The organism is Bacillus sp. VT 712, from assembly GCF_001614195.1.
In the GTDB taxonomy this organism is placed as follows: Bacteria; Bacillota; Bacilli; order Bacillales; family Bacillaceae_H; genus Priestia; species Priestia flexa.
This window is the reverse complement of record NZ_LWBK01000041.1, coordinates 1-26,179: the sequence shown is the minus strand read 5'-3', so window position 1 is coordinate 26,179 and position 26,179 is coordinate 1. Positions and strand designations below refer to the sequence as shown.

The 26,179-nt window shown below is 35.7% G+C and carries 24 protein-coding genes and 2 pseudogenes; 22 read left to right on the top strand and 4 right to left on the bottom strand.

The window, feature by feature from the left end:
• The 4 genes from A2U94_RS20840 to A2U94_RS16710 form a co-directional block, all read left to right on the top strand.
• The coding region (locus tag A2U94_RS20840; RefSeq protein WP_197473416.1) for a transposase domain-containing protein at positions 1-162 on the top strand (162 nt) is incomplete at its 5' end.
• 341 nt (positions 163-503) lie between these two features.
• Positions 504-1,571 carry a PD-(D/E)XK nuclease family protein gene (locus A2U94_RS16720; protein WP_025907939.1) on the top strand — a complete coding sequence of 356 codons (1,068 nt, stop codon included), beginning with the start codon at positions 504-506 and terminating at the stop codon, positions 1,569-1,571.
• Between the two features lie 19 nt (positions 1,572-1,590).
• Positions 1,591-1,836 (top strand): hypothetical protein, encoded by a 246-nt coding sequence (locus A2U94_RS16715; protein WP_025907938.1) that lies wholly within the window; start codon positions 1,591-1,593, stop codon positions 1,834-1,836.
• A 25-nt stretch (positions 1,837-1,861) separates the two neighbouring features.
• Positions 1,862-3,175 (top strand): hypothetical protein, encoded by a 1,314-nt coding sequence (locus tag A2U94_RS16710; protein ID WP_025907937.1) that lies wholly within the window; start codon positions 1,862-1,864, stop codon positions 3,173-3,175.
• 271 nt (positions 3,176-3,446) lie between these two features.
• Here A2U94_RS16710 and A2U94_RS16705 read toward each other — a convergent pair.
• Positions 3,447-3,677 (bottom strand): annotated as a pseudogene (locus A2U94_RS16705) (DUF3900 domain-containing protein); the annotation flags it as partial.
• 104 nt (positions 3,678-3,781) lie between these two features.
• Here A2U94_RS16705 and A2U94_RS16700 point away from each other — a divergent pair.
• Both A2U94_RS16700 and A2U94_RS20835 read left to right on the top strand, forming a co-directional pair.
• Entirely contained in the window at positions 3,782-4,861 is a 1,080-nt protein-coding gene (locus A2U94_RS16700; protein WP_025907935.1) for a type I restriction endonuclease, read from the top strand.
• A gap of 193 nt (positions 4,862-5,054) precedes the next feature.
• Positions 5,055-5,171: pseudogene (locus A2U94_RS20835) on the top strand (aminopeptidase); the annotation flags it as partial.
• 56 nt (positions 5,172-5,227) lie between these two features.
• On the opposite strand, the gene A2U94_RS16695 reads toward A2U94_RS20835, so the two are convergent.
• From A2U94_RS16695 to A2U94_RS16685, 3 genes are all read right to left on the bottom strand, one after another.
• On the bottom strand, positions 5,228-5,515 hold the full coding sequence (locus tag A2U94_RS16695; protein ID WP_025907934.1) for a hypothetical protein: 288 nt from the start codon (positions 5,513-5,515) through the stop codon (positions 5,228-5,230).
• 1 nt (position 5,516) lies between these two features.
• Positions 5,517-6,071, bottom strand: coding sequence for a hypothetical protein (locus A2U94_RS16690; RefSeq protein WP_025907933.1), 555 nt, complete (start codon positions 6,069-6,071; stop codon positions 5,517-5,519).
• Between the two features lie 290 nt (positions 6,072-6,361).
• Entirely contained in the window at positions 6,362-6,856 is a 495-nt protein-coding gene (locus tag A2U94_RS16685) for a hypothetical protein (RefSeq protein ID WP_025907932.1), read from the bottom strand.
• Between the two features lie 352 nt (positions 6,857-7,208).
• On the opposite strand from A2U94_RS16685, the gene A2U94_RS16680 reads away from it, so the two are divergent.
• The 16 genes from A2U94_RS16680 to A2U94_RS16605 all read left to right on the top strand — a co-directional run.
• Positions 7,209-7,613, top strand: coding sequence for a hypothetical protein (locus tag A2U94_RS16680; protein ID WP_025907931.1), 405 nt, complete (start codon positions 7,209-7,211; stop codon positions 7,611-7,613).
• Positions 7,614-7,975: 362 nt separating this feature from the next.
• Entirely contained in the window at positions 7,976-8,314 is a 339-nt protein-coding gene (locus A2U94_RS16675; protein WP_025907930.1) for a PadR family transcriptional regulator, read from the top strand.
• 1 nt (position 8,315) lies between these two features.
• Positions 8,316-8,660, top strand: a complete 345-nt coding sequence (locus A2U94_RS16670) for a DUF1048 domain-containing protein (RefSeq protein WP_025907929.1) — start codon at positions 8,316-8,318, stop codon at positions 8,658-8,660.
• 303 nt (positions 8,661-8,963) lie between these two features.
• A complete protein-coding gene (locus A2U94_RS16665) occupies positions 8,964-9,974 on the top strand; it encodes a UCP032817 domain-containing protein (protein ID WP_025907928.1) in 1,011 nt (336 codons plus the stop codon).
• Between the two features lie 152 nt (positions 9,975-10,126).
• Positions 10,127-11,431: a branched-chain amino acid transport system II carrier protein gene (gene brnQ, locus A2U94_RS16660; RefSeq protein WP_025907927.1), complete on the top strand. Its 1,305-nt coding sequence runs from the start codon at positions 10,127-10,129 to the stop codon at positions 11,429-11,431.
• A 278-nt stretch (positions 11,432-11,709) separates the two neighbouring features.
• Entirely contained in the window at positions 11,710-12,288 is a 579-nt protein-coding gene (locus A2U94_RS16655; protein WP_025907926.1) for an HAD-IA family hydrolase, read from the top strand.
• Positions 12,289-12,353: 65 nt separating this feature from the next.
• Complete coding sequence (locus A2U94_RS16650) at positions 12,354-13,178, top strand: thermonuclease family protein (protein WP_025907925.1); 825 nt, start codon at positions 12,354-12,356, stop codon at positions 13,176-13,178.
• Positions 13,179-13,945: 767 nt separating this feature from the next.
• On the top strand, positions 13,946-16,933 hold the full coding sequence (locus A2U94_RS16645; protein ID WP_025907924.1) for a substrate-binding domain-containing protein: 2,988 nt from the start codon (positions 13,946-13,948) through the stop codon (positions 16,931-16,933).
• A complete protein-coding gene (locus tag A2U94_RS16640) occupies positions 16,908-17,618 on the top strand; it encodes a LytR/AlgR family response regulator transcription factor (protein WP_025907923.1) in 711 nt (236 codons plus the stop codon). Before A2U94_RS16645 ends, A2U94_RS16640 begins: the two co-directional genes overlap by 26 nt.
• A gap of 193 nt (positions 17,619-17,811) precedes the next feature.
• Positions 17,812-18,813 (top strand): LacI family DNA-binding transcriptional regulator, encoded by a 1,002-nt coding sequence (locus tag A2U94_RS16635; RefSeq protein WP_025907922.1) that lies wholly within the window; start codon positions 17,812-17,814, stop codon positions 18,811-18,813.
• A 317-nt stretch (positions 18,814-19,130) separates the two neighbouring features.
• The gene (locus tag A2U94_RS16630; RefSeq protein WP_025907921.1) at positions 19,131-19,952 is read left to right on the top strand and encodes a sugar phosphate isomerase/epimerase family protein; all 822 of its coding nucleotides are present in this window, start codon (positions 19,131-19,133) and stop codon (positions 19,950-19,952) included.
• A 131-nt stretch (positions 19,953-20,083) separates the two neighbouring features.
• Positions 20,084-21,265 carry a levoglucosan dehydrogenase gene (locus tag A2U94_RS16625; RefSeq protein ID WP_025907920.1) on the top strand — a complete coding sequence of 394 codons (1,182 nt, stop codon included), beginning with the start codon at positions 20,084-20,086 and terminating at the stop codon, positions 21,263-21,265.
• A gap of 183 nt (positions 21,266-21,448) precedes the next feature.
• Positions 21,449-22,627: a Gfo/Idh/MocA family protein gene (locus tag A2U94_RS16620; RefSeq protein WP_025907919.1), complete on the top strand. Its 1,179-nt coding sequence runs from the start codon at positions 21,449-21,451 to the stop codon at positions 22,625-22,627.
• Positions 22,624-23,595: a sugar phosphate isomerase/epimerase family protein gene (locus A2U94_RS16615; RefSeq protein ID WP_025907918.1), complete on the top strand. Its 972-nt coding sequence runs from the start codon at positions 22,624-22,626 to the stop codon at positions 23,593-23,595. Before A2U94_RS16620 ends, A2U94_RS16615 begins: the two co-directional genes overlap by 4 nt.
• A 129-nt stretch (positions 23,596-23,724) precedes the next feature.
• The gene (locus A2U94_RS16610; RefSeq protein ID WP_025907917.1) at positions 23,725-25,002 is read left to right on the top strand and encodes an MFS transporter; all 1,278 of its coding nucleotides are present in this window, start codon (positions 23,725-23,727) and stop codon (positions 25,000-25,002) included.
• A 427-nt stretch (positions 25,003-25,429) separates the two neighbouring features.
• A partial coding sequence (locus A2U94_RS16605; protein ID WP_197473415.1) for a transposase occupies positions 25,430-26,179 on the top strand: 750 nt, incomplete at its 3' end.

Sequence of the window (26,179 nt, the reverse complement as noted above, 5' to 3'; positions counted from 1 at the left end):
TTGAGTTTGGCTGAAACGGCCAAAGCAAACGGAATTGATTTTTATCAGTACTTGGTAAAGCTGATGACGGAATTACCTAATATATCGTTTCATCAACACCCTGAGATTTTACATAATTACATGCCATGGTCAGAGAATATTCAAGCCACATGTGCAAAATAGCCAGCTAACTGAAAAAAATTCAGTTAGCTGGCCGTTCGTCGTGCGTACCGTGAAGGTGCGCTATTTTTTATATTTCGGGCTTACAGTATAGAAAGTTAGATATAGAGAATAGGAGTAGTGCAATCTAAGTAAAAATCTAAATATTTTTTAGGTGATGATCAAACTTTGTTTGATTATGGTATAATTTACCTAAAAATATGATTAAGAATGGAAGAAAAGATGCACTTTGATAATAAGAGGCATGGAATTAAGGGTTGAAACAAAGAGATAGATTCGAGGAAAACTATGTAATGATTCGATTGAAATTCTTAAAGTAAAATATTCTAACTGGAGGTGAATCTATGCAGTCAACATTTGAAAAAATGTACAATTTAGTTAAAACTTATACTTTTAATCCATTAGAAGATTATTTAACCGAAGTTATTGCACCAATTTTTAGTAAAGAAGAAATCTTAACTAGTTTCTTAAATAAGTTTTCTAACGGTCACTTTGAATCTGCTTGGAATATTAGAGTTAATACTCAAAAAACGTTTTATAAAATACTAGACCATGATACAGATAGCCGACCAGATTTAGTTATTACATTTGAGAACGAAAAAGGAAGGCACATCATCTTTTTTGAAAATAAGTTAGGAACTGGAGAAGGTACTTTACAATTAAAAAGGTATTACGATCACCTTCATAGTCATAATGTCAAAGGTTATTATACTTACTTATTTTACATCACTAGAAAATATGATCCAAAGAAGAAAAGCGGATACTTTCAAAAAGGAACAAAATTTAACCAGCTACAGTGGTTCCAATTTTACAATTGGTTAATGACTTTTAAAGGAGATTTATATGTAAACGAAGTGCTTAAATACATGGAGGTTAATGAATTGAATAAAAGCAGAAAATTTACACCAACTGATATATATGCATTACAGAATCTTTATAAATTACAATCTATGTTAGATGAAACACTAAATGGTAAGGTAAAAGAAATATTTATACAACTTTTTGGAAAGCCCATGCAATGGTCAAATAGAGCGAATCAGCTAAGGACTTTCAATAGATATGTTTCGATTAGTGATCAAAGTGATTGGAAATTCATTGGTTGCGGATTCAGGTTTACAGAGGAAGAATATCCAGATATTACGGTATTCTTAGAGATAGGTCCTAATTGTAGAAGGAAAGATGAGCTTATCAAAGCAATTAATACCTTCTGTATTGAGAATGAAGAATGGATTTTTGAGAGTCCCGAAGATGAAAAAGACTATTTTAGAGTATATCTAGGTAAATCTCTTTTAAGCTTTTTAGCAGAATCAGATCATATTGAAAGTATTCAAAAATATATCATTGAGAAGTTACATGAAATACATAGACTTAAAGTACAGTTCCCTGAATTAAAATGGGAAGAACGGGTATAAAAAATAGGGAGTGAATTAATTGAGTAAACAACAATTTTTTAGAGGGGAAATTTATAAATCTAATAAGGAAAGTAGTAGGACCATTTCGTTTGTGATTAATGTATATCAAGATAAGAACGATAAGGAAAAAATATGGATGGTTTCAAATGATGTTTTAAATCCTACTGAAATAAATAATCATCCCCAGTCAGTTAATTTTCATCCCAAAATGTTTCAAAGGTTAAAAGAGATTTTAATTAGTGAGGGACGCTGGCAGGATAATTGAATGTGTGTAAGGAAGGACTAACGTTTTGTTATGCTGTATTGATTTTGTTGGAAAACTCTCAAAAAGTAAAGAAAAAAATGTTGAGTTTATTTCAAATGTACACATAGGATTTATGAAAGCACAAAATCTAATAATACAAAATTTATTACAATTAGGGAAAAAGCGAGATACAATAAAAAAACTGATTAAAGAATTAAATAAACAGAAAGCGAGTAAAGAATCTCTTGAAAAGTCAAAATATAACTTGAAGGTTATTGAATATAAAGAAAGTGTGTTAAGAAAGATTGCAGACACTATCGCATGGCAATTATTAGGATTTGATAGAACAATAATTAGAAGATTATATAGTTTCACTTCACAAGTAGAAATATTCAATTCTAATTTAAAACATGATTTAAAAGTAGTGGAAGAAATTTTTAATAGTGATAAAACTACATTCCCATTAGTAAATGATATTACGTCTTTTATTCAAGTGGGTGACTTATTAGTAAGAGAATTGGATAGCCCTGATATAAAACTGATAGAATTAAAAGAAGGAAAGGTGAATGATGAAATTGCAAAAATAGTTGAAGAATATGAAGAAATACCGTGTGATAGAAGATTACATTATCAGTTGGAAGACAAAGATGAAAAGTTTAAAAAACAATTTAATCGATATGTTAAACAAAAATCAACGGCATTAAATAAAGCAAAAATTATTAATACGGGCTCTGGAACAGACGAAGTGACTGGGCTTAACATTCAAACTGTTAAGGAGACATTTTATACAGAACACTTTGACGAAGTCGTAGCATCTATGATGAAAGAAGTAGATAAAAGAAATTATTCACTTAGAACGATCGATGGTTGTCTTATTGTGGGTGTGTACAATACCTCAAAAATGTCTATTCATACAGGTTTTGACATGTGGAAAGAATCTGTCGGTATAGACTTTCCAACAATTGATTTGAGAAGTTCTGTTAGCTCACCATTGTCTTATCCTTTATTTTTACACCCATTTAGTATAAATGACAAAGTAAAGTTAATTAATGGAGAAAAAGTGATTTACATGTCTCTAGATATAGATAAATGGTTGAAGATGTTTGAGGATAAGGAGGTAAATGTTAATATTTTATCCAAAAAACAAACAGCTAGGTTTAATACTACTCAAGTTCATTCAAAAGTGTTTGAACATAAAGGACAAGCAATCGAAATTGAGTATAAAAATGTTAAGCAAATGTTATCTGATGGTATTTTTGAAAGAATGTTTAATCAATTTTTAAGACCTTCGTCAGCTATTGAATTTTTTAAATATGGGCATGACAAAGTAGGTGCTTTTTTAGAAAGTCCACTTGTGTAGTAAAATAGTAGAGTTAACCACAAAAAGGTAGTGGGCAAATCAGCTTACTGCCTTTTCATTTTTAGAACTTAAAAGAGAAGTTAAAAGGAAACCTTACATTACGAACCTTTAAGACAATTTTTCAAAATAATTTATGTCATACAATTGTTTAAAAGAGCGGTCAGATTTGTGGTCACTAAATTATCTTGAAACCCTTTGGTAATACTATCTTTAGATTATAACAATAGTCACAAATTTTTGAAAAGAGCTTAGTTTTTATTCTTCCCAACGCTTACTGCTGATTTTTTTCAATAATCCCGTGCAAATCACCTGGCTTATGAAACTCAATCGGAGACGCACCTTTTTCAAACAGAATCGATTCCGCTTCAATTAACGCCACGTAGCGTCCGTTCACTTTCGCTAAGTGAATATTTTCCCCGAAATCAGCTAACAGCCCTTTAATCTCTGTTTCGCCAAGCTTCATTTTAAGCTCTGCATCAGGCGTATGCTCGACGGTATGAGCGTTAGCTTTCTTCCACCATGCCTTCTTCAGGCATGTAGAGGTATTGAAATGATTTCATAGTTTCCCTTTTTAAGCATAGTAATAGTACATAGGGGGGAGATAAAATGGAAAATTTCATTCAACAAATTAAAACTCTTTCTAGCAGAATTGAAAGAATTAAAGATAACATTAAGACTGAAGAAGCAACAAAGACATCTTTGATTATGCCTTTGATACAAGCATTAGGGTATGATGTCTTTAATCCCGAAGAGTTTGTTCCAGAATTTATAGCGGACGTTGGTATAAAAAAAGGTGAAAAGATTGATTATGCAATCATGGATAGTGGAAGTCCAGTAATATTAATTGAAGCGAAAAGTGTACATGAAAAACTTCTAAAGCATGATTCTCAACTATTTAGATACTTTGGAACGACTAAAGCTAAATTTGCTATTCTAACGAATGGTATTGAATATAGATTTTATACAGACTTAGAAGAGCCAAATAGAATGGATATTAAGCCCTTCTTTGTTTTTAATCTACTTGAATTTAGAGACAACGATATACATGAGATAGCAAAGTTTAGAAAAAATGTGTTTAATGTAGAAAATGTTCTCACTACAGCCTCTGAACTAAAGTACACAAGTGAAATCAAACAATTTTTAAATCAACAATGGGAAGAACCAAATGATGAGTTTATTAAATTTATTTTGAGTGATGTTTATCAAGGTGTGAAAACAAAGAAAGTGATAGATAATTTCAGGGAAATAGTAAAGAAATCTTTAGCACAATTTGTAAATGAGAAGGTAAATGATAAGCTTCAAAAAGCTTTAAACTCCTCCGATACCAATGAAGAACATGTAGTAGAAAAGGAAGAAGTTCCAAAGAATGAAAATGTAGCTGAAGATAAAGTTACTATCGAAACCATTGTTACAACTGAGGAAGAAATAGAAGGGTATGTTTTTGTAAAGTTGCTATTAAAAGAGGAAATTGACTCAAATAGAGTTCATTATCGAGATAATAAAAGCTATTTTAATGTGTTATTAGATGACAGTATTCGAAAATGGGTTTGCAGGCTAGGGTTTAATACAGCTAATAAGTATATACAAATAAATGATGAAGAAAAAACTATTTATAAATTAAATAATGTAGATGAGATTTCGTTGTACAAAGATAAAATACTGGAAGTAGCAAAGCAATTTCAGTAAAGAAGTACAAACAAATATGTAATAAGAATAAAGATAGTAAAAAAGGAAAGCAAAACAATTTGCTCTCCTTTTTATTTAGTGTATTTATGAAGAGCCTGTGTTAGGAAACCGTTAATAACAAGCTTGAGAGCATGAATTTTGTGGTCACACAGTGGTCACGGATTGGTCACAGAACCCTAATTTTCCACTATAAAACGACAGCATCACCCACGTTGACTTCATGATTGGCTCAGCTGAAATGGACATCGACGGCATCAAAGCTGACGGTACAAGCGAGCCTGTGTTTAGAAAAGGGAACTGGGCGTTTTAATCAAAGCAAAACCACACCGGTTATAGGTGTGGTTTTGTTTTAGTAAACTAAATAGGTTAAAGCTTTTCTAGCCAATCCTTCAGCCATTGAACTGGTATTTTAATCAAGTCTAAGTTAAGAGTTTGTAACTCAGATAGCGTGAACGTATTTGAAAGAAACAACTTCCACTGAGCGTCTATATCTATTGCTTTATCATTCAACAAAAGGTTTTGATTATCACCTTCATCGGTTTCATGTATGTAGAGAGAGCACCAATCCACCAACGTTTTGTGAGAGAGTTCTTGATTTACAGCAAGCGTAATAAGAATATGTAAATTTTGAGATGAAAACTCATGACGATTCATATTATAAAACGCTCGCTGCCTCATTAATTCTCATTGCGGGATCTTGATCATGAAATCCAATACAAACGTTCACTTTAGGAAAAGCATTCACCTCATTGTAAGCTCTCATGTATTCTAAAACTGTCCGTACAATGAGATAAAGTGTTGAGCCTATGGCTTCGTTTGTATCGTCGAAGCCATGAGATTCATATAAATTGCCAAACGTTGCTAGACTGGGTCCATTTATTTCATCAACCCATTCACATGCCCACTCATCATCGTCCTCTTCAAGTGGCTGATAATCTTCACAGATAAAAAGCGTACTATCCCAATCATTATCTAAGTCGTACTCAAAGTAAATGGCTTTGGCACCTTCAGAATATGCAACTGTTAAACCATGAGCCAAGAGATCTTGTAATGCCTCTTGGTAGTCTTTTAATGAAACGAGTTGAATAGCTTTTGCTATATCAGTTCCGCAAAGTTTTGTGCAAATATCAAAATAGCGCTGTTCAATTTCTTGTATAGGAGAAGTTTGTATATCTTTTTGTAGCAGGTCTAAATAATCATAAATATCCATTTGCACCGCTCCGTTCAGTGTAGGGTATACTTATTTTACCATACTTAAACAAATGAATAAGCACAAAGAAAGCAGTACTCAATCCGTACTGCTTTCTTTGTCTTCTTTTTTATTTCCTTTAAACATATGATAATACGTAAATGCTAAGCACCCTGCTCCGGCGAAGGAACAGAAGTACTTTAGGAATTGAATTGGATCGATGATGAAAACCTCCTTAGATTGGGTATGTATATGATATAGCTTGTGCAATAAAAGGAGGTTTATGATACCGATAAGAAAAAATTACCAGATTATAGTTCGTAAGGCTCGCGGAACGCAAGGTGATTTTGTAAATCTTCAATACCTAACGCTTTGTTAAGCGTCTTTTTCATTACATCATATTGATAGATATGGTGAAACTGATTCTTTTTTGGCGTGCTGCAAACAATTGACGCTTCCGCTCCATTTTTATTTGTGAAATGGATTGTCAGTTCTCCAAAATAACGCTGGACAGGTGCACCTTTAACGCCTTTTTCATTTTTGACGTGCTTGATAAATTCAGCACGCTGAATGCGGTGGAGAGGAATCATAGCTACTCGGTTAATTAATAAATGCTCTTCATACATTTCAATTTTTGAAATGGCAACTTGATCAATTCCTTCTGCTGATTTTACTTGCCCAGTAACTGAAACGATAGGCTTATGAACAGTTTGGTCATCCGAGCGTGGATTGGTTTTTAGAAACCAAAGTCTTGCCAGTAATGCAAGAACAGCTGCTGCTAAAAAGCTGATGATTAGTAAGTTCATTTCGTTCCCTCCCTTTTGACTTCAAAAAGCATATTACGTGACGTCAAGTAACAATATGATTACAATTTATGTATAGGTTCGACAAGAAAACCAGACAATCCTTCTTTATCCAATAATTTTAGCCACATACGTTAAATAACTATAAAACCCTGCATTATCAACGATAAAATAAAGAAATGGTGCATTTTAAGCAAGAGTTTTATGGTAATGTATGGTTAAGTGTTTACATAGGTACTTTCTCATATTTTGATTATGTTACAAATTTTACACATATTTTTGAGTCGTTATCGTGTATAATCACTTTTGTGCAACATGATCACGATATACATAAAGGTGTAAGGAGGCACACATTTTGTCTTTAGGAGTAAAGAAAATTATATTACTTATTTTACTTGTGGTTTGTTTAGGCCTACTTGTCGTGCAGTTTACGAATCGAGGAACAACGCCAACTGCCAAGCAAGCTGAAGAAACGTTAGATAAATTACCAGCGCAAGAAACTGTTAACGAAAAGGTGAAAGGCGATAAAGAAGAGCGTAAATACCGAGTTTACTATATTACAATTGATAAAGTAGAAGATGGACGCTACTATGGAACGACAAAAGAAGGAACTGGTATTTCATTTTTGGAGGCAAAGGTAAACGAACCGCTGCCAAAAGGGCTTGAAAAAGGTGATATCGTCAAAGCGTATTTTGATCTAGAGTTCAGTACAAACGGTATTGTGAAAGTTGAAGAGGTTGATGAAATTCCAGAAGAATAGGGTTTAATAAAAATAAGCTGAATGGCAAACAAGTCGTTTCATTGAAGAGACATAGGGAATAGGCTATTAAGTAAAAGACCAAATCGCATAGATTTGGTCTTTTCTTTTATCTTATATAAAAACGATTAGTCATGATTAAAATGAAAAGATAGCTATTGATACTTAACCATTCTTGAATAGGAGGGTCAGTCTAAATAAGTTAGAAGGTCTTATATCTCATTAAACATTGCTTGTTTCTTGACTAATCACTAATATGTGATACTATATAGTGGTAGTTAGTATTACTTATTAGTGATTTATAAAACATCTTTTATGTAAGAGTTTAATCAAAATAATGTAAAGTACCAATGGAGGGTGAACATTTGGAAAATATTACAGAAATGCTAAAAGGGGTGCTTGAAGGCTGCGTCCTTGAAATTATCAGCCGAGGCGAAACGTACGGATATGAAATTACGCAGCAATTGCGTCAGCTTGGCTTCACTGATGTAGTTGAAGGAACAGTGTATACGATTACTATGAGGCTTGAGAAAAATAAGCTTGTAGACATCGAGAAAAAACCATCCACTATGGGACCACCTCGAAAGTTTTATACACTTAACGCAGCGGGACAAGAGCATCTTGAAGCATTTTGGACGAAATGGGATTTTGTATCAAGCAGAATAAATGAGTTAAAAGTGAAAAGTATAAAGGGAGGTAAATAACATGAATTTCTTTGAGAAAATCATTGGAAGTTTGGATGAAAAAAGAGAATGGCGAGCGATGGAATCTCGTGCAAAAGCACTTCCAACCGAGTATCGAAACGCTTATAAAGCCATTCAAAAATATATGTGGACAGCTGGTGGTGGTCCAACCGATTGGGAAGGAAACAAACGTATCTTTGGCGGAATTATCGACCTTTTTGAAGAAGGAGCAGCAGAAGGGAAAAAAGTGACGGATCTCACAGGCCAGGACGTAGCTGCTTTTTGCGATGACCTTGTGCAGGATGAGCAAACATGGAAGGATAAATACCGAAAAAGATTGAACGATACCATCGGTCGTGGTGAATAAATATCGTTAAAGTAAAGACGCTTTCGTAAAATAAAGGAATACAAAAACGCTAGGGAATCACATCCCATCCCAAGCGTTTTTTATTTGTGAATTTCTAGAGTTAATCGGTTAGTTAAGAAGTCTTCTTAAGCTTCTGAACAAGTGAACTCCAACATTCGGGGTTCTTTTTTGAATGAAAATAAACATTATTCACCATATCTATTGTAGTAAAAAAGATAGTTACCTTGACATATTTGATATATGGTAAAATATACAATATAGGTAAGAGATAGAGATTGAAGAGTGAGGAGAGAGAAAATAAAAGTGGGAGTTCTAATTATTGTAGCAGCAGTTATTATTGCTGTAATTATTATTGTGAAATCAACAAGGAGCCAAAAACCAAAGCGATCATTTCTTTATGACCGAGAAGTGCCAAATCACCTCGGTATTCGATATGGGGAAAAAGGAGCTGCACTCGAAGAGAGTTTCGAAAGCTCTTTATCTACTTCATATATTGAACAGGTGAAGGAAAGAGTGGCGAAAGAGCACGAGATGAAGCCTCATGAAATAGAGTGGGCGACCTTTGAGCTTAAGCGCTACTTTGTAATGAACGCTATTATTAAGAATGTCCCCATGTTTAGCTCCAAAGTAGATGATGTGTGGCATGAAATGATTATGTTTACGATGGACTATGAGCGATTTACAAAAGAATTTTATAGCCGGTTCTTACACCATCAGCCCAATACGAACAGTGAAGCAAGCTCTGAGCCAGGGAAGCGTGCGTTCTTTGACTGGTTGTACACGCATTTGTTTGATGTAAAAGATAATAGTCGCCTTTTATGGGGGAGGTTTTTCCAACATCCTATTCCGCGTTCTATACTGAAAGATTTTCATCAACTATCCGAAGAAAAGCTAATTGATAAATATTTTACGCCTTCCGACGAATGGGATGAACTTAAGACAGCGCTTATTCGTCAAATGAAAGGTGAAATTAAGCAAGCTGAACATCTAAAGCAAAATGCTAAAAAAGAGCCGTTCTCTAAAAAGTCAAAGAAAGTAACAGAAGCTACGCTATTTCAAGCCTTTATTTTTTATTCCTTATATGCAGCTGAAGACTTTGGCTATTATATGGATATGTTGATGAAGCGGCCGGAAGCATCAGATAGTGGAACATACTCCAGCGGCTATGCTTGTTCCACACCCATGGATGATTACGACCATAAGCACGGACACGGTGGTCATGACAACAATGATTCGTTTTTTGATGGTGGGGGAGATAGCGGAGGGTCAAGTTGTTCGAGTTCAAGCTGTGGCAGCGGATGCGGTAGTTCGTAACGAATTTTTTGAAAAATAACAATATACGTATTGACAGTTTGTTTGTTGTTCGTTAAAATTACACTTTGTGTATGAAATATCTACATTTTTCGACAATACACTCGTCTCATTCGAGAGGCGAGTTTTATTGTGTAAAAGGAGCATATAACGAAATGAAACAATTAACTGTTAAAGACAATATCGTAATTGGTTTCATGCTGTTTGCGCTGTTTTTTGGAGCTGGAAATCTGATTTTCCCTCCTTTTTTAGGGCAGGAAGCAGGAGAAGCATTTTGGCCAGCGATGATTGGCTTTGTTTTAACAGGAGTAGGACTTCCAATACTAGGTGTGATTGCAATTTCCACAGTGGATAATGGAGTTCAAGCACTAAGCGGTAGGGTACACCCGATATTTGGACTTATTTTTACAACCGTATTATATTTGATGATTGGACCGTTTATGGGAATTCCACGCGGTGCGAACGTAGCTTATGAGATGGGACTAGCACCATTTTTAGGAGAAAACGTAGGTGGTGTATCTCTAGCGCTTTTTTCAATTGCCTTTTTTGCACTTGTATACTGGCTTAGCTTAAACCCAGCAAAAATCGTAGATCGAATTGGCAGTTTGCTAACGCCATTTTTATTACTGACAATTGCTTTAATTGGTTTTACAGGATTATTCAATCTTGAACCGTCCTTCGGTAACGTAACGGAAAAGTATGAAAGTGCCCCATTTTTTACAGGCTTTATGGAAGGGTATTTAACGATGGATACCATTGCTTCATTAGCGTTTGGAATTGTGGTGATTTCGGCAATTAAAGCCAAAGGTATTACGGCGAGAAAAGCCATTATAAATACGACGATGAAAACAGGTATCATTGCAGGTATTGCCTTATGTAGCGTGTACATACTCATTGGTGTATTAGGAGCGAGAATGGGAAGTGTGTCCACGTTCCGAAACGGAGGCGAGCTTTTAACAGCAGCAGCAGAGCAATTTTACGGAGCTGCGGGTGTTATTTTATTAGGAGCTACTGTAGGGGTTGCTTGCTTTACAACGTGCGTTGGGCTAATTACAGCTTGCGCTCAGTATTTTACAAGTATTCTTCCAAATGTTTCTTATCAGAAAATTGTTACAGTACTAACGATTGGGAGTTTACTGCTAACAAATGTGGGACTTAACCAGATCATTTCTCTATCTGTTCCGATACTGACTATGATTTATCCGCTAACGATCATGCTTGTTGTGCTTTCGTTTTTTCACTCTTATTTTCAAGGGTCAAACGTTATCTATATTAGTACGCTTTTATTGACAGGAATCGTTAGCGTATACGACGGACTTGTACCAGTAGGATTGCCGTCCATATTTGCTTGGTTACCTTTATACACTCAAGGGTTAGGGTGGATTGTACCAGCAGTGATTGGCATTGTGATTGGTTTATTATTTATCCCAAAAACAAAAAATTCTTCTCGTTTAACTTAATCGTCAGAATATTTTGTTCAAATTAAGCTGAAGACATATAAAAAGAGCGAAGGAGAGAATACTACCCCAACGTTCTTTTTATTATTTCAGCCATTCTTTATTTTCTCGTTTGAGTTTGATCGCTAAATCAGCAATAATATTTTCTAAAAGCGAATAACTAAAGTCGAAAAACGAAAATGACAAGAAAATGATAATTAAAAACGAATTCGAAATTCAAATGACATCGAGCCAAAAGTTTGGTATGATTAGAACGGTTTTGAAAAAGAGAGGTTGATAAGATGAACATTTTATGGGATTTTGATGGTACCATTTTCGATACATATCCAACAATAGTAAAAGCATTCAAAAAGCTTGTAAAAGACGATTCCGTTACGGAAGCTGAAATCTTGAAACAAATGAAGATTTCATCGGAAGTTGCGATTAAGCACTTTAATGTGGAAAAATCAGTGTTTGATGAAAATTTCCATGTGCTTGAGCATCAGCTAAGTCCTGAAGACAAGCCGGCATTTCCCCATGTAGAAGACGTACTAAAGTGGGCTGATAAAAACGTGATTGTAACGCATAAATCACGCGAGTCTACTCTTGCTATTTTAGCGTACTTTGGGATGGAGGACTATTTTACAGAAATCATTACAAAAGACGATGGATACAAGCGTAAGCCGGATACAGGAGCTTATGCGTATCTTCACGATAAATATCATCTTGATTTAGTTATTGGTGACCGTGAGTTAGATTTAAAACCTGCGCGTGAGCTTGGTATTAAAACGTGTGCTTTTCAAAACGATGCGCTTGAAGCAGATTATCATTTAACGTCATACGATCAATTTTTTAACAAAGTTATAGACAAAAACTCGTGATAAGCGATTCGCGAGTTTTTTGTTTTTTATGCATAAATGGAAGCAAAAGTAAGAGGTGGAATGAATTGAATAGGTTACAAAAGACGCTTGGTTTTCTCCTGATTTTAATACTCGCAGTTCTAAGCGGGTGTGGAACAGAAACAAGTGAATCAAACGAAAAGAAAGCAGCGCAGCCGACAGAAGAAGAAACAAATGTAAGTCAGTCCGGAGATGAAAACGAGGTGGAGTCTTCACTGAAGCGTGAAGACGTTATTGGAGTAGCAGCAAAGGTTACGAGAGTAGTGGATGGAGACACAGTCAAAGTAGAACTTTTAAATGGAAAGGAAGAAACGGTACGTCTCATTCTCGTAGACACCCCTGAAACAAAGCATCCGCAGCTAAAGGTTCAACCGTTTGGACCAGAAGCATCTGACTATACAACAGAGCACTTAACAAACCAAGAAGTCACGCTTGAGTTTGATGCAGAAGAGCGCGATCGCTATGGCCGTTTGCTTGCGTACATATGGGTAGATAGCAAGTTGTTTAATGAAGAGCTTGTGGCAAAAGGTTTGGCACGCGTAGCGGTCTTTCCTCCCAATACGAAATATGTGGACGAATTTCGTAAAACGCAGGATCAAGCTCGAAAAAACAAGTTGGGTATCTGGAGCATTGAAAACTATGTAGAAGAAAAAAGCTATAACTCTGAAGTAGCCAGAAGTATAAAAGAAAAAGAAGAAGACGAATCAGCGGAGCTAAACGAGCGCTGTGAAAATAAAATTAAAGGCAACAAAAATTCAAAGATTTACCACGTCCCAACTGGTGCCCACTATGACCAGAAGATGAACAACGTGCAGTGGTTCTGTACGGAAGAAGAAGCAGAGGAAGCTGGTTATCGTCAGTCAAAGAATTGATGATTCTAACATTAGATTGTTTTTAGGCTGTTGAGATGAAATTGCTCAGCAGCCTATTTTATGCTCTTTGGAAAATACCAAGACAAAATCCTCCTTTCACCCTCATTTTTCATCGTTTCCGCTAAATAAACGTTGTATGTTATTTCAGCCCACATAGCAGTAGTTGCCCATAGAGTTTTAGTAATCAGGTTCTTCAATTCAACAGAAGGTCCGACGAAGTGGGCGGTTGAAGATGAAGGATTCGGTGGCGAACAAAGTATCTCATTAAAACGTACATCCACAGGACAAGCAGTGGTTAATATTCAACAAGATTAGTTGTGACACTATGCGGACACGCAGTAGAGTATTGATTTGTAACTTTTCTACATGTGAAACAAGTTCACTGGGGTTTGATGACTCGTCAAAAGCAGAAGGAACAGATGAAGAAAAATGTCATTCATAATTCTATGCTTTTATGTAACGCTCCATAGACGAATTAACGAAATAAATATCTTTCCTTTTAGTAATATCAAAAAGACGAGTCCCTGTTTTAATCCATTCCTTCTTTAATAAAGGCCTGGCAGCCTGATGGGTAAGTATTGTTAGACTAATCAATATGGTCAAGCTTATAATAAGAAAAGTATAATTTGTAAAGCGATTACAATAATCATTAGAAATAAATAATTGATTCCAAATTAATTTTCAAGTATTGTAAAAAAAACTTAAAGTAAGGGATTCATCATATAGAATCCATATTATATTTTTTTAACTAACTAGGGGCGAAACAAATGAAGGATTCCAAATATATTTCACAACCAGGCTTTGCTGATACTGGGATGATTTTTAAGTTTGTACAAAAAAGCAACGAATTTATTCATACTTTTGTCGAGGGAGAATTACTGTATAGATTGGGAATTAATCGAGAGGATATGGTAGGAAAGACGCTTCATGATTTTTATTGGGATGATATTGAGACTGCCAATTTACTAGATGGTTATTACAAAAAAGCATGGGAAGGACATTACATTGAATATGAAGGTAAATTTAGAGGTATCTATTATGTAACTTATTTAAGACCTTTATTTCATAAGGATAAAGTAGCTGAAGTAGTCGGAACTTGCGTGGACATTACTAACAAAAAGATTATGGAAGAGGACATTCTTCAAAAAGAACAAGAACGAAAATTAATGAATTCCTATGCATTCCAGCGTAGTTTGATTGACCGGTTAGATAGTGGGATTGCACTAACAGATTGCAATAAAAAAATAAGGCTCTTAAATAGGAAATTTTACGAACTTTTCCAGTTGAAGGGGGAAATTGATTGCCATATTGGGATGCATGCTTCGGATTTACATTACGTTTTTGATAAAGAAATCAAGAAAATTAAACTCGAAAATACAGAAAAACGAACGAGAACTACGAAAGAAATTAAAATAGATACAGGTATGACACTACGCTACAATTGTTTTCCTTTAAATGAGGAAAATGATTTTGTAGGCTACTTGTGGGAGTTTGAGGATATCACAGAACAAAAAAAAATGGAAAGAGCCATTATTCACGCAAAAGAAGAAGCTGAAAAAGTGAATATGGCCAAATCAAGTTTTTTGTCTAAGATGAGTCATGAACTGCGTACGCCGCTGAATGGAATTCTAGGTTTTGCTCAGTTATTGGAGATGGATGAATCTTTAAATGAACAGCAGCGTGATTTTGTACAAGAGATTTTAAGTGGAGGAAGCCATTTATTAAGTTTAATTAATGATATTTTAGACGTGTCAAGAATAGAAACAGGAAATTTAAAAATTTCTGTAGAGGAAGTTCATCTTCTAACTGTCATCAAGGAATGTATCAATATTGTACAACCACTGGCTAAGAAGAAGAATATCAGTATTTATAGCCAATTGGATCAATGGGAAGATATGATCGTTCTTGCTGATCCTATACGTCTTAAACAAATCTTGCTGAACCTACTTGATAATGCTATTAAATACAATCAAGAAAATGGAAAAGTCATCGTTTTCTGTCGTTTACAAGAGAATAAGCAGTACATTCATATCGTAGATACAGGTGTGGGTTTTTCTGTAGAGGAATATACTAAAGTGTTTGTTCCATTTTATCGAATTGAAAGTACAAAAGAAGAAGGTACAGGCATTGGGTTATCTTTAGTTAAACAGCTGGTGAATCTAATGGGAGGGGAGATTAATGTAACAAGCACTAAAGGAACAGGAAGTGAGTTTTGCTTTAGCCTTCCTCTTCCCAATGATTTAAAGACTGTCATACAATGGGGTGAACAAACTGAGTTTCCTCCCACAAATAATAGGAAGGAAGATAACTATCGTTTGCTATATATTGAAGATAACGAATCCAACTTGCACTTAGTAAGTAATATCATTAAATCGCAGCCTTCCTATACGCTCTTATCAGCTCGTACGGGAAAAGAAGGAATAGAAATTGTAGCAAACGAAAAAATAGATTTGGTTCTTCTAGATATTAACCTCCCAGATATTAACGGATATGAAGTATTTGAAATTTTAAAAGCAGGCAAAGAAACCAAAGATATTGCTGTCATCGCTGTAAGTGCAAATGCAATGCCAAAGGATATTCAATATACGTTGGATAAAGGATTTGATAACTATTTAACAAAGCCCATTCATGTACAAGAGTTTTTGACAATCCTAAGTGAAACGCTAAACAATACAATTAATCAAAATATTCCAGATCATAAGATTTTAAGTACAGGACCACATGGCGAGGAAGCTGTCTCAGCAAAAACACTTCGGTTATCTTTGGAAGAGCTAAAAAAAATTAAGAAAAAGAAATATAAGGCTGCTATTGCTATGCATTATACTGGAAGTGATTGGTCAAGGTCTCAATTGGAAGGAATGCAAACTACTTTTGAGAAAATGGGCATCGAGATAGTAGCTATGACAAATGCAGAATTTAAATGGAAAAAGCAAGTAGCTGACATTGAAAGCATTTTAGACAAAAAACCGGATATCCTGGTGAGCATTCCAGTTGATCCAGAATTGACTGCAAACGTATATCAAAAAGCGGCCCAAGCTGGTGTGAAGCTGGTGTTTATGGACAATATACCGAATGGTTTGCAGCATGGGAAAGATTATGTAAGTATTGTTTCTGCTGACAATTATGGAAATGGCATTGAATCGGCCAATATCATGGCTGAGAAGTTAGATAGAAAAGGTAAGGTTGGGATTATCTATCATGAGGCTGATTTTTTTGCAACCAAACAAAGAACGGAAGCATTTGAAAAAACTATAAAGGAAAAGTACCCTAACATTCAAATTGTCGATCGCAGGGGAATTACTGATTCGAATGATGGAGAAAAAGTGGCATCTGCTATGATTGCTGAACATCAGGATTTAAATGGTATTTTTATTGTATGGGATGTACCGGCTGAAGGAGCTTTGAGGGCAACTCGTACTGCAAAAAAAAGCAATTTAGTCATTACGACAATAGATTTGGGTATGAATGTCGCCTTGGAAATTGCACAGGATGGACCTATTAAAGGACTAGGTGCCCAGCTACCATACCAGCAAGGAGTCGCCGAAGCGATTCTAGCAGGGTATGCCCTGCTTGGAAAACAAGCGCCATCTTATGTAGCCGTTCCGTCTCTAAAAGTAATGAAAGAAAATGTAATTGATGCTTGGCAGCTCGTTTATCATGAAGATGCTCCAGATATTATTCAAAGTGTTGCGAAATCAAGAAACGCTAGGGAAAAGGGGGAACAACAAGATGAAAGTATTGATCGCAGACGATGATGTTACCTCAAGAAAATTGTTAAGGTACTTTATTGAGAGTTTATCCAAATATAAAATTGTCGGAGAGGCCGCCAACGGTGAAGAATTGATACACTATGTTACGAAAGAAAAACCGGATCTTGCTTTAGTAGATATCGGAATGCCCTTATTGAATGGGATGGAAGCGGTTAAAGCATGTAAAGAACTTCTCCCGGCTTTACAAGTTATTTTTATTACTGGCCATGATGATTATGCACTTGAGGCATTTAACGTAAAGGCAGTGGACTATATTTTAAAGCCAATTGATAGAAATCGTTTATATAGTGCTTTAGAGAGAGCCTCCCAAGCGTCTATTTCACTAGTTGATAAAGAACATTCATTTAAAAAGGATCTAATGATTAAACAGCAGAAAAATATAATTTTTATTCCATTAGAAGAAATTATCTTTATTGAAAGACTTGATCGGAAATCTGTCATTCATACTAAAAATGGTAAATTCGAGACAAATGAAGCTTTAACTAGCTTGGAAGGTGCCGTTGATTCTAGGTTTATGATATCTCATAGATCTTATATTATAAATGTGGAACTTTTAACAAGAATCGAAGCAACGGGTCAAATGTATAAAGCCTATTTTAAAGATTATAAGGAAACTGCAAGGATTTCCAAGCATAAAGTAGACAATCTGCAAAGGTACAAATTATTATAAAACATGGAGCTCAGCAATAAGTGCTGAGTTTTTTTAATTTGTTGTTTTTTTGTTTATATGGATAAAAACGACGCTTAAAAGGAAATTTAAAGAGTTTGAATCTCAGAAAATGTTGTCTGAATCCAATTAGACAATATTTTTGTATGCGATTACAATTCTGTTATAGAAAAGAACAAGAAAAGAGAGTCGTAAAATGGTGCGAATAATAGATGTAGCAAAAAAAGCAAATGTTTCAACTGCTACAGTGTCAAGAGTACTAAGTAAACCTAACACTGTAACGGAAGAAACGACTGAGAAAGTATTACAAGTAATTAAAGAATTAAACTATCAGCCAAATGCATTAGCTCGCCAGTTAAGAACATTAGAAACCAAAACCATTCTAGTCATTGTACCTGATATAACAAATCCTTTTTTTTCTAAAGTATTAAGAGGAATTGAGTCTGTAGCCGTCATAAACGGATACCAAGTTCTGCTTGGGGATACGGGCAATGATTTGGAAAGAGAAAATGGGTATTTAAACATACTTCTTCAAAAAAAAGCTGATGGAATGGTTTTACTAACGGCGAGAATGAAATCGAAGAACATTGAGGAAATGGCTCTCAAATATCCTGTAGTTTTGGCATGTGAATATATAGAAGGTTCAGCCATCCCCACCGTTTCTATTAATAATATCAGTGGGGCTCAAAAAGCAACAGAATATTTGGTTAAGTTGGGACATAAAAGGATAGGATTTATATCAGGTCCTCTAGATGGAGTGATAGGACAGGATCGATTAAAAGGATTTTATCAGACAATGGCACGATACAACCTGACAGTTGAGTCCATTCTAGTGCAGGAGGGTAATTTTTCTTATGAAAGTGGTTTCAATATAATGAATCAATTTTTGGGTCTTAATCATCCTCCAACAGCCGTGTTTGCAGCAAATGATGAGATGGCATTTGGAGCTATAAATGCTATTTCTTCAAAAGGATTAAGTGTTCCACATGATATTTCCGTAGTGGGATTTGATGATATAAAATTTTCATCTATTTTCAAACCGGCTCTTACAACCATCTCACAGCCAGCTTTTGAGATGGGCACGATGGCAATGAAATTACTTATAAAGTTGATGAATAAGGAAGAAATTGAAAGACATCAATACCTAATGGAAAATCAGCTTATCATACGTGATTCATGCTCAACACATATTTCATAAGGGAATAAGAGTTCTTTTGAAAATGTATCTGATGATTTAAATCTTCTTGTTTTTTAAAAAATTAAGATGTAATCGATTACAAATGGATTTTTAGTTTAGATTTCTGATAGGTATAATCGAGTACAAGTACAGATAGTAAAAACACCTTCTTCTTATAATAAATTAAAAAATACAATCTTTGTCTAGAATACTTTGTAATCGATTACATGTATTTTGGTCCAATTATTTCTTATCTAAATTAATTTAGGGAGGTGATGAAATTCCAGTATTAATACACCATATACGCATAAGGAATTTTTAAAGATAGGGGAGAAACCATGAAACTAGGATATCAGACAAATACGTGGGGTGGGGTAGTAGGGCACCCTGCCGGAGTCACTTCGATAAAAGACCTTTATTACCTTGCAAATGGATCAACAGAAGAAGCTTTAAAAGATATTGCAGAAGTTGGATATAAAGGATTTGAAATATTTGACGGAAATCTAATGGAATTTAAAGATAGAAAAGAAGAGTTTAGAGCATTGCTGAACCGTTACTCTTTAGACTTTATTGGAGTTTACACTGGAGGGAATTTTATTTTCCCGGATATTTTGGAAGAGGAATTATTAAAAATTGAAGAGGTTGCAGCTCTTGCTTCTGAACTAGGAGCGCAGCATCTAGTAATTGGCGGAGGAGCTATCCGTACGAATGGTATTTTAGAAAGCGATTACGCTGATTTAGGCAATGCTCTTAATCGAGTAGTAGTAATTGCAGAGAAATATAATCTTATTCCAAGCTATCACCCGCATTTAGGAACAAACGTAGAGGCCCCAGACCAGCTGGACAAGTTAATGGCACTAACAACGATTAATTTATGTCCGGATACAGCGCATATCGAAGCAGGTGGAGGGAATCCGGTAGAAGTAATTAAAAAATATGCAAATCGCATTAAATATATTCATTTCAAGGATTATTATAATGGAGAATTTCTTCCTTTAGGAGAAGGACATCAAAAGTTTGACCAGATGATCCAAGTGCTGAATGAGATTGGGTATGATGAATGGCTTACAGTAGAATTAGATAGCTATAATGATCCGAAAAAAGGAGCAGAAATCAGTTTTAATTTCTTATTAAGTTTTGAAACGGCAAATAAGTCTTAAGATCAAGAAGAAAGTAGCAGAGATAATATATTAGGAACTTGAAGCCTAATTTACCATAACGATATAGCAGATGTTATTTAAAAGATAGTAGATTCGAATAAATAGACTACTTTCATAGGAGGAGAATAAAAATGAAAAAGTTAAACGTAGGTATGATTGGCGGAGGATTTATGGGGAAGGCGCATGCACTTGCTTATGCAGGTATGCCAATGTTTTTTTGGCCAGCACCAGCAATTCCTCAACGACACACAGTCGTTGATGTGACCGAAGAGTTAGCAAAAGATGCAGCAGAACGTTTAGGATTTGAAAACTATTCATCTGATTGGAGAAAGGTAGTAGAAGACCCTGAAATTGATATTATTGATATTGTAACACCAAATGACTCTCATGCAGAGATTGCCATTGCAGCTGCCAAAGCAGGTAAACATATCATTTCAGAAAAACCGTTAGCACGAACTGCAGCAGAAGCAAAAACAATGCTTGACGCAGTAAAAGAAGCAGGTGTTAAACATATGGTCGCATTTAACTATCGCAGAACACCAGCCGTTGCTCTAGCAAAAAAATATATTGAGGAAGGAAGAATTGGAAAGATTTTAAACTTCCGAGGCACATACCTTCAAGACTGGTCTGCGGATCCTAACTCGCCTTTATCATGGCGCTTCCAAAAAGAACGAGCTGGTTCAGGTGCATTAGGTGATATCGGAACACATGTGATTGACTATGCAAGATATCTTGTGGGTGACATTTCAGAGGTAATGGCTATTGCAAAGACATGGATTGGTGAAAGACCGATTCAAAGTGGCGGTGTAGATAAACTTGGAACTGTAAAAGCAGAAGCTGATGTACCAAAAGGTAAAGTTGATGTAGATGATGAGTTTTCAACTTTAATTAAATTTGATAACGGCGCAGTTGGAAGTATTGAAGCGACTCGTAATGCCTGGGGTCGCAACAACTTCTTAACATTTGAAATTCACGGAGAGAAAGGTTCATTATACTTTAACTATGAACGCCGTGATGAGCTTCAAGTATGTTTCTCCGATGATCCAAGTGACAGCCGCGGATTCAGAACGGTTTATACAGGACCTGCACATCCATATGGAGAAGGTCTATGGCCAATCCCAGCATTAGGGATTGGCTACGGGGAAACAAAAATTATTGAAACATATGATTTCCTCAAATCAATCGTTGAAGATACAAGCGTATCACCAGATTTTGAAGACGGTTATCAAATCGCCGTTATTTCAGATGCTATCCTTGAGTCAGCTGAAAAAGGTATATGGATTAATCTTACAGAAAATTTAGTGAAAGCTTAAATATTAGTTTAGTAGAGGCTAGTCCTAGTAGACTAGCCTTTATTAGAAATAGAGTTGTTGATTTGTGATTCGGATCAATAGAGACAAGTCAACAAACGGCTATAAAGGTTTTAATTCTCTTTTTAGCTACTACGGAAGTAACAGAAATCATGGAAAATACAGTTTATTAAGGTGGAGAAAGAAATGGAAAAAATAAAAGTTGGAGTTATTGGGACAGGGTTTATTGGGCCTACTCATATTGAGGCTATCAGAAGACTCGGTTTTGTAGAAGTAGTTGGATTAGCAGAACATGGTCAGGAAGTAGCAGAAAAAAAAGCGGTTGAACTTGGAATTCCGAAAGCTTATGGGGATTATCGTGACATGTTAAAAGACAGTGATATTCAAGTTGTTCATAACTGTACACCTAATCATCTTCACTTTCAAATTAATAAAGAAATTATTCAAGCAGGTAAACATGTGTTATCGGAAAAACCATTAGCTATGTCTAGTGAAGAGTCTGCCGAGCTATTGAAATTAGCTAAAGAGCACCAGGTCGTACATGGCGTAAACTTTAACTACCGCCAATTTCCGATTGTAAAACAATTAGAAACGATGATCAGAAACGGTGAGTTAGGGAAAGTCAACTTAGTACACGGAAGTTATTTACAAGACTGGTTATTGTTCGAAACAGACTTTAATTGGCGTTTAGCTCCCGAAGTCGGAGGGAAATCACGAGCGGTAGCAGATATCGGTTCTCATTGGTGTGATACAGTTCAATATGTAACAGGTAAAAAAATCGTCGAAGTTTTTGCTGATCTAGCAACTGTTATACCGGTAAGAAAAAAATCTACTTCTCAAGGATCTACTTTTGGGGGACAAAAAGGACAAGAAGAAGCATATGAAGATGTTCCGATTAACACAGAAGACTATGCATCTGTTCTTGTACGTTTTGAAGACGGGGTAAAAGGCTTATTTACTGTGTCTCAAGTAAGTGCAGGGCGAAAAAATAGGCTAAGCTTTGAAATCGCTTGCAGTCAAAATTCTGCTTTTTGGAATCAAGAAGAGCCAGAAAAGCTGTGGATTGGCTATCGAGATCAACCAAATCAAACTCTTCTTGCAGATCCTACTTTATTTAATCCTGAAGCAAAATCGTCCATTCATCATCCGGGGGGCCATAATGAAGGTTGGCCAGACGCATTAAAAAATGGATTGTTGAATTTCTATACCTTTATTCGAGAAGGTAAAAATCCTTTAAGTGATAAAGCCACTTTCGCGACATTTGAAGATGGACATATGTCCATGTGCATTACCGACGCCATTTTAGCAAGTCATGAACAACAAAAATGGATGAAAGTGAAGGTAAAGCAGGAGGTACGTGCATGAAATTAGGGGTGTTTACAGTTCTTTATCAAAATTTACCTTTTGAAGAGATGCTGGACAAACTATGTGAAATGGGTGTAGAGGCCGTTGAATTGGGCACAGGCAATTATCCAGGAAACAGTCATTGTAATCCCGATGAATTACTAGAGAACCCAGAGAAATTAAAAAGATTTCAAGTTGCCCTTACAAGTAGAGGACTTACAATAAGTAGTCTAAGTTGTCATGGCAATTTACTGCACCCAAATAAGATGGTTGCCAAAAAGGCTCATGATGTGTGGAGAAAAACAGTTTTATTAGCTGAACGTTTAGAAGTGCCGGTGATTAATGGATTTTCTGGGTGCCCGGGTGACCACCCAGGTGCCAAAAATCCGAACTGGGTAACCTGTTCTTGGCCGCCGGAATATACGGAAATCCTAGATTGGCAGTGGAATGAAGTAGTCATTCCTTACTGGAAAGAGGAAGTGAAATTTGCAGAGTTACACGGTATCCATCAAATTGCGCTTGAAATGCACCCGGGGTTTGTTGTGTATAACCCTGAAACTCTCTTGAAATTAAGAGAGCATGCTGGGCCAAGTATTGGAGCTAATTTTGATCCAAGCCATTTGATTTGGCAAGGGATTAATCCAGTAGAAGCCATTAAAAAACTTGGTCGAGAAGAGGCTATTTTTCATTTTCATGCAAAAGATACGTATTTGGATCAGGCAAATATTAGTGTTAATGGAGTATTAGATACAAAACATTACAGTGATACTTTGAATCGTTCGTGGACATTTAGATCCGTAGGATATGGGCAAAACGAAAAAGTATGGAAAGATATGGTGAGTGCGCTTCGTGCGGTAGGATATGACTATGTGATATCCATTGAACATGAAGATATGCTAGCTTCGTTAGATGAAGGATTAAGTAAGGCCATCTCTTTATTAAAAGGCGCACAATTTAAAGAACAATTAACTGAAATGTGGTGGGCGTAACAGTATATTTCCTATGTAGTTAATGATAAATACCTGGTTGGGTATTTATCATTAACCATTGAAGAGAACCATCTAATGAGTAAATGTGACTATCAGCATTGTTAAATATATAATTTTGAGGTGATTAAAATGAATGCGATTTCAAAAAGAGAGCAAAACACCAAAGGTATTCCATCAGCTATGATTTGGGGCTATATCGCAACTTTAATTTTTATGGTAGGAGATGGTCTCGAACATGGTTGGCTTTCACCGTATCTTATTGAACAGGGCTTAACTGTTCAACAATCTTCTACTCTCTTTGCAGCATACGGAGCTATATTAGCAATCGCCTCCTACTTTTCGGGTGTCCTTACAGAAGCATGGGGACCAAGAAAGGTTATGATAGCAGGCTTGGTTATCTGGTTAATAGGTCAAATTCTTTTTATTGAATATGGTCTAAAAACGCATAATTATGCAGTTATGTTACCGACTTATGCTATTCGAGGGTTTGGTTATCCTTTATTTTGCTATTCGTTTTTAGTTTGGATTACCTATCGCAGTCCTGACCGTATTTTAGCTACGGCAATAGGTCTATTTTGGGCAGCATGGAGTGGCGGTCTTTATGTTGTTGGAAGTTATTTTCCAGCTTATATGATTCCGAAAATCGGATATATCGGATTAATGTGGAGTGCGGTCGTATGGGTGTTAATCGGTGGGATAATTGGAGTTGTTGTTGTAAAAGGCCAAGTACATGAACGTGAGGGTAACGGAAAGGAAAAATTGAAAAGTTTACTCAGTGGACTAACTATTTGTATTGAAAAGCCAAAAATCGCAATAGGAGGAGTTGTTCGTATAATAAACTCGACCGGCGTAGGTGCTCTTCCAATCTTTTTCCCTCTATACTTGTCCTCTGAATATGGATACAGTACAGAAGAATGGTTACAAGTATGGGGAACTATGTGGGTGGCCAATATCTCTTTTAACTTAGTCATTCCCTATATCAGTGACAAATGGTTAGGTTGGCGAAAAACAATTATGTGGATTGGCAGTGTCGGTTGCGGTGTAATGACTCTGGTTATGCTTTATACTCCTCAAGTGTTCGGGCATAATTTTTGGGCATTAACTGTGGTAGGCATATTTTTTGGAATCGTTCTATGTGGTTATGTACCACTCTCTGCTCTAGTAAGTTCACTAGCACCTGAAAAGAAAGGCTCAGCTATGGCTATTGTAAGTTTTGGGGCTGGAATGTCTTACTTTATTGCACCTGCAATTGTAGGAACATTCATTGGTAGCATAGGTGTACACGGAGTCATGTGGATATTTGCTGGTTTGTATTTTGTTAGTGCTATTTTGATGGTATTTATGAAATTACCAGGTGAAGAAAAACAAAACAAGAGCAGTTATTCATCTGCGAAACAAGTCGGTTGAAAGTAAGGACAATCAATATGGCAGACAAGCTTTTATACTGTTTTAACGAAGTACTTAAGTGGTAGATATCATATAACAAACATAATAAAAAAGTCCTTGAAATTCAAATAATTTCATGGATTTTTTTATTTTCCTAATGGACAAGTTAACAGGTAAATTCTTTAGAGATGTTAGCAATGCATGAGGTATTTTATACTCCCAGTTAAAGAATCTCTGCCTAAAGTGTATGAATCGAATGAGATAATTGCAGAAATAAAGTATCCATCGTATTAAGGTTGTTCATATGCAAAATTAATAAATAACTGATAATGAGTAAATTCAGTTCAAAATATTTCCATCTTATAAAATAAAAAAGACAAATACGCAAACCTGGTTTAGAATGAAAGCTCTGACCCAATCATCCATCCAGAGGAGCGTTATTTGTCCAATGAATAGACTATCACATCAAGAAGAAATCTACAATGGCTTAATAAAATGGAAGCTGCCCTTTTATTTCTCAAAACCTGTCATCAACCACTTAACCCACTTTATAGATGGGATGTTGAGTGTGGGGTTTACAGGTAAACTAACGGAAATTCATTCGTTTAGTCATCAAAAGAAACATCGTACGACTCTTGGCCATTTCTTGAAAAAAGGTTCATGGAATGAAGGCTACCTGCTTCGACAGACCCAAGAACAGATTCTTCAAAAAATGGATCAAGATGAACCGGTTTTTCTACTAGTGGATGACACGATTTGTGAAAAGACCAAGCCTTCGTCACAGGCAAGCACCCCGACAGAATCATGCGGGTACCACTTTTCACACACAGACGGTAAAAGCGTTTGGGGTCATCAAGTCGTCCAACTGATGTTGAAAAACGGTGACCAAGCATATCCATACGAGTTTCAGCTATTCCATAAAGAAACAACGGAAAGTAAAATTAAACTCTCCATAGAGATGATTAAACGTGTTCCAGCGCTTCAGCCATCTGTTTACTTACTTTGTGATAGTTGGTACACCTCTGGTTCCATTATTGACGTTGCGTTGTCAAAAGGGATTCATGTGATTGGTGCCTTAAAAACAAACCGTATTCTTTATCCGCAAGGGATTCGAATTCAAGCGAAAGAATTCGCCCGTTATATTAGAGAAGAAGAGACTGATTTAGTGACAATCGGTCATGAATCTTATCGAGTCTAC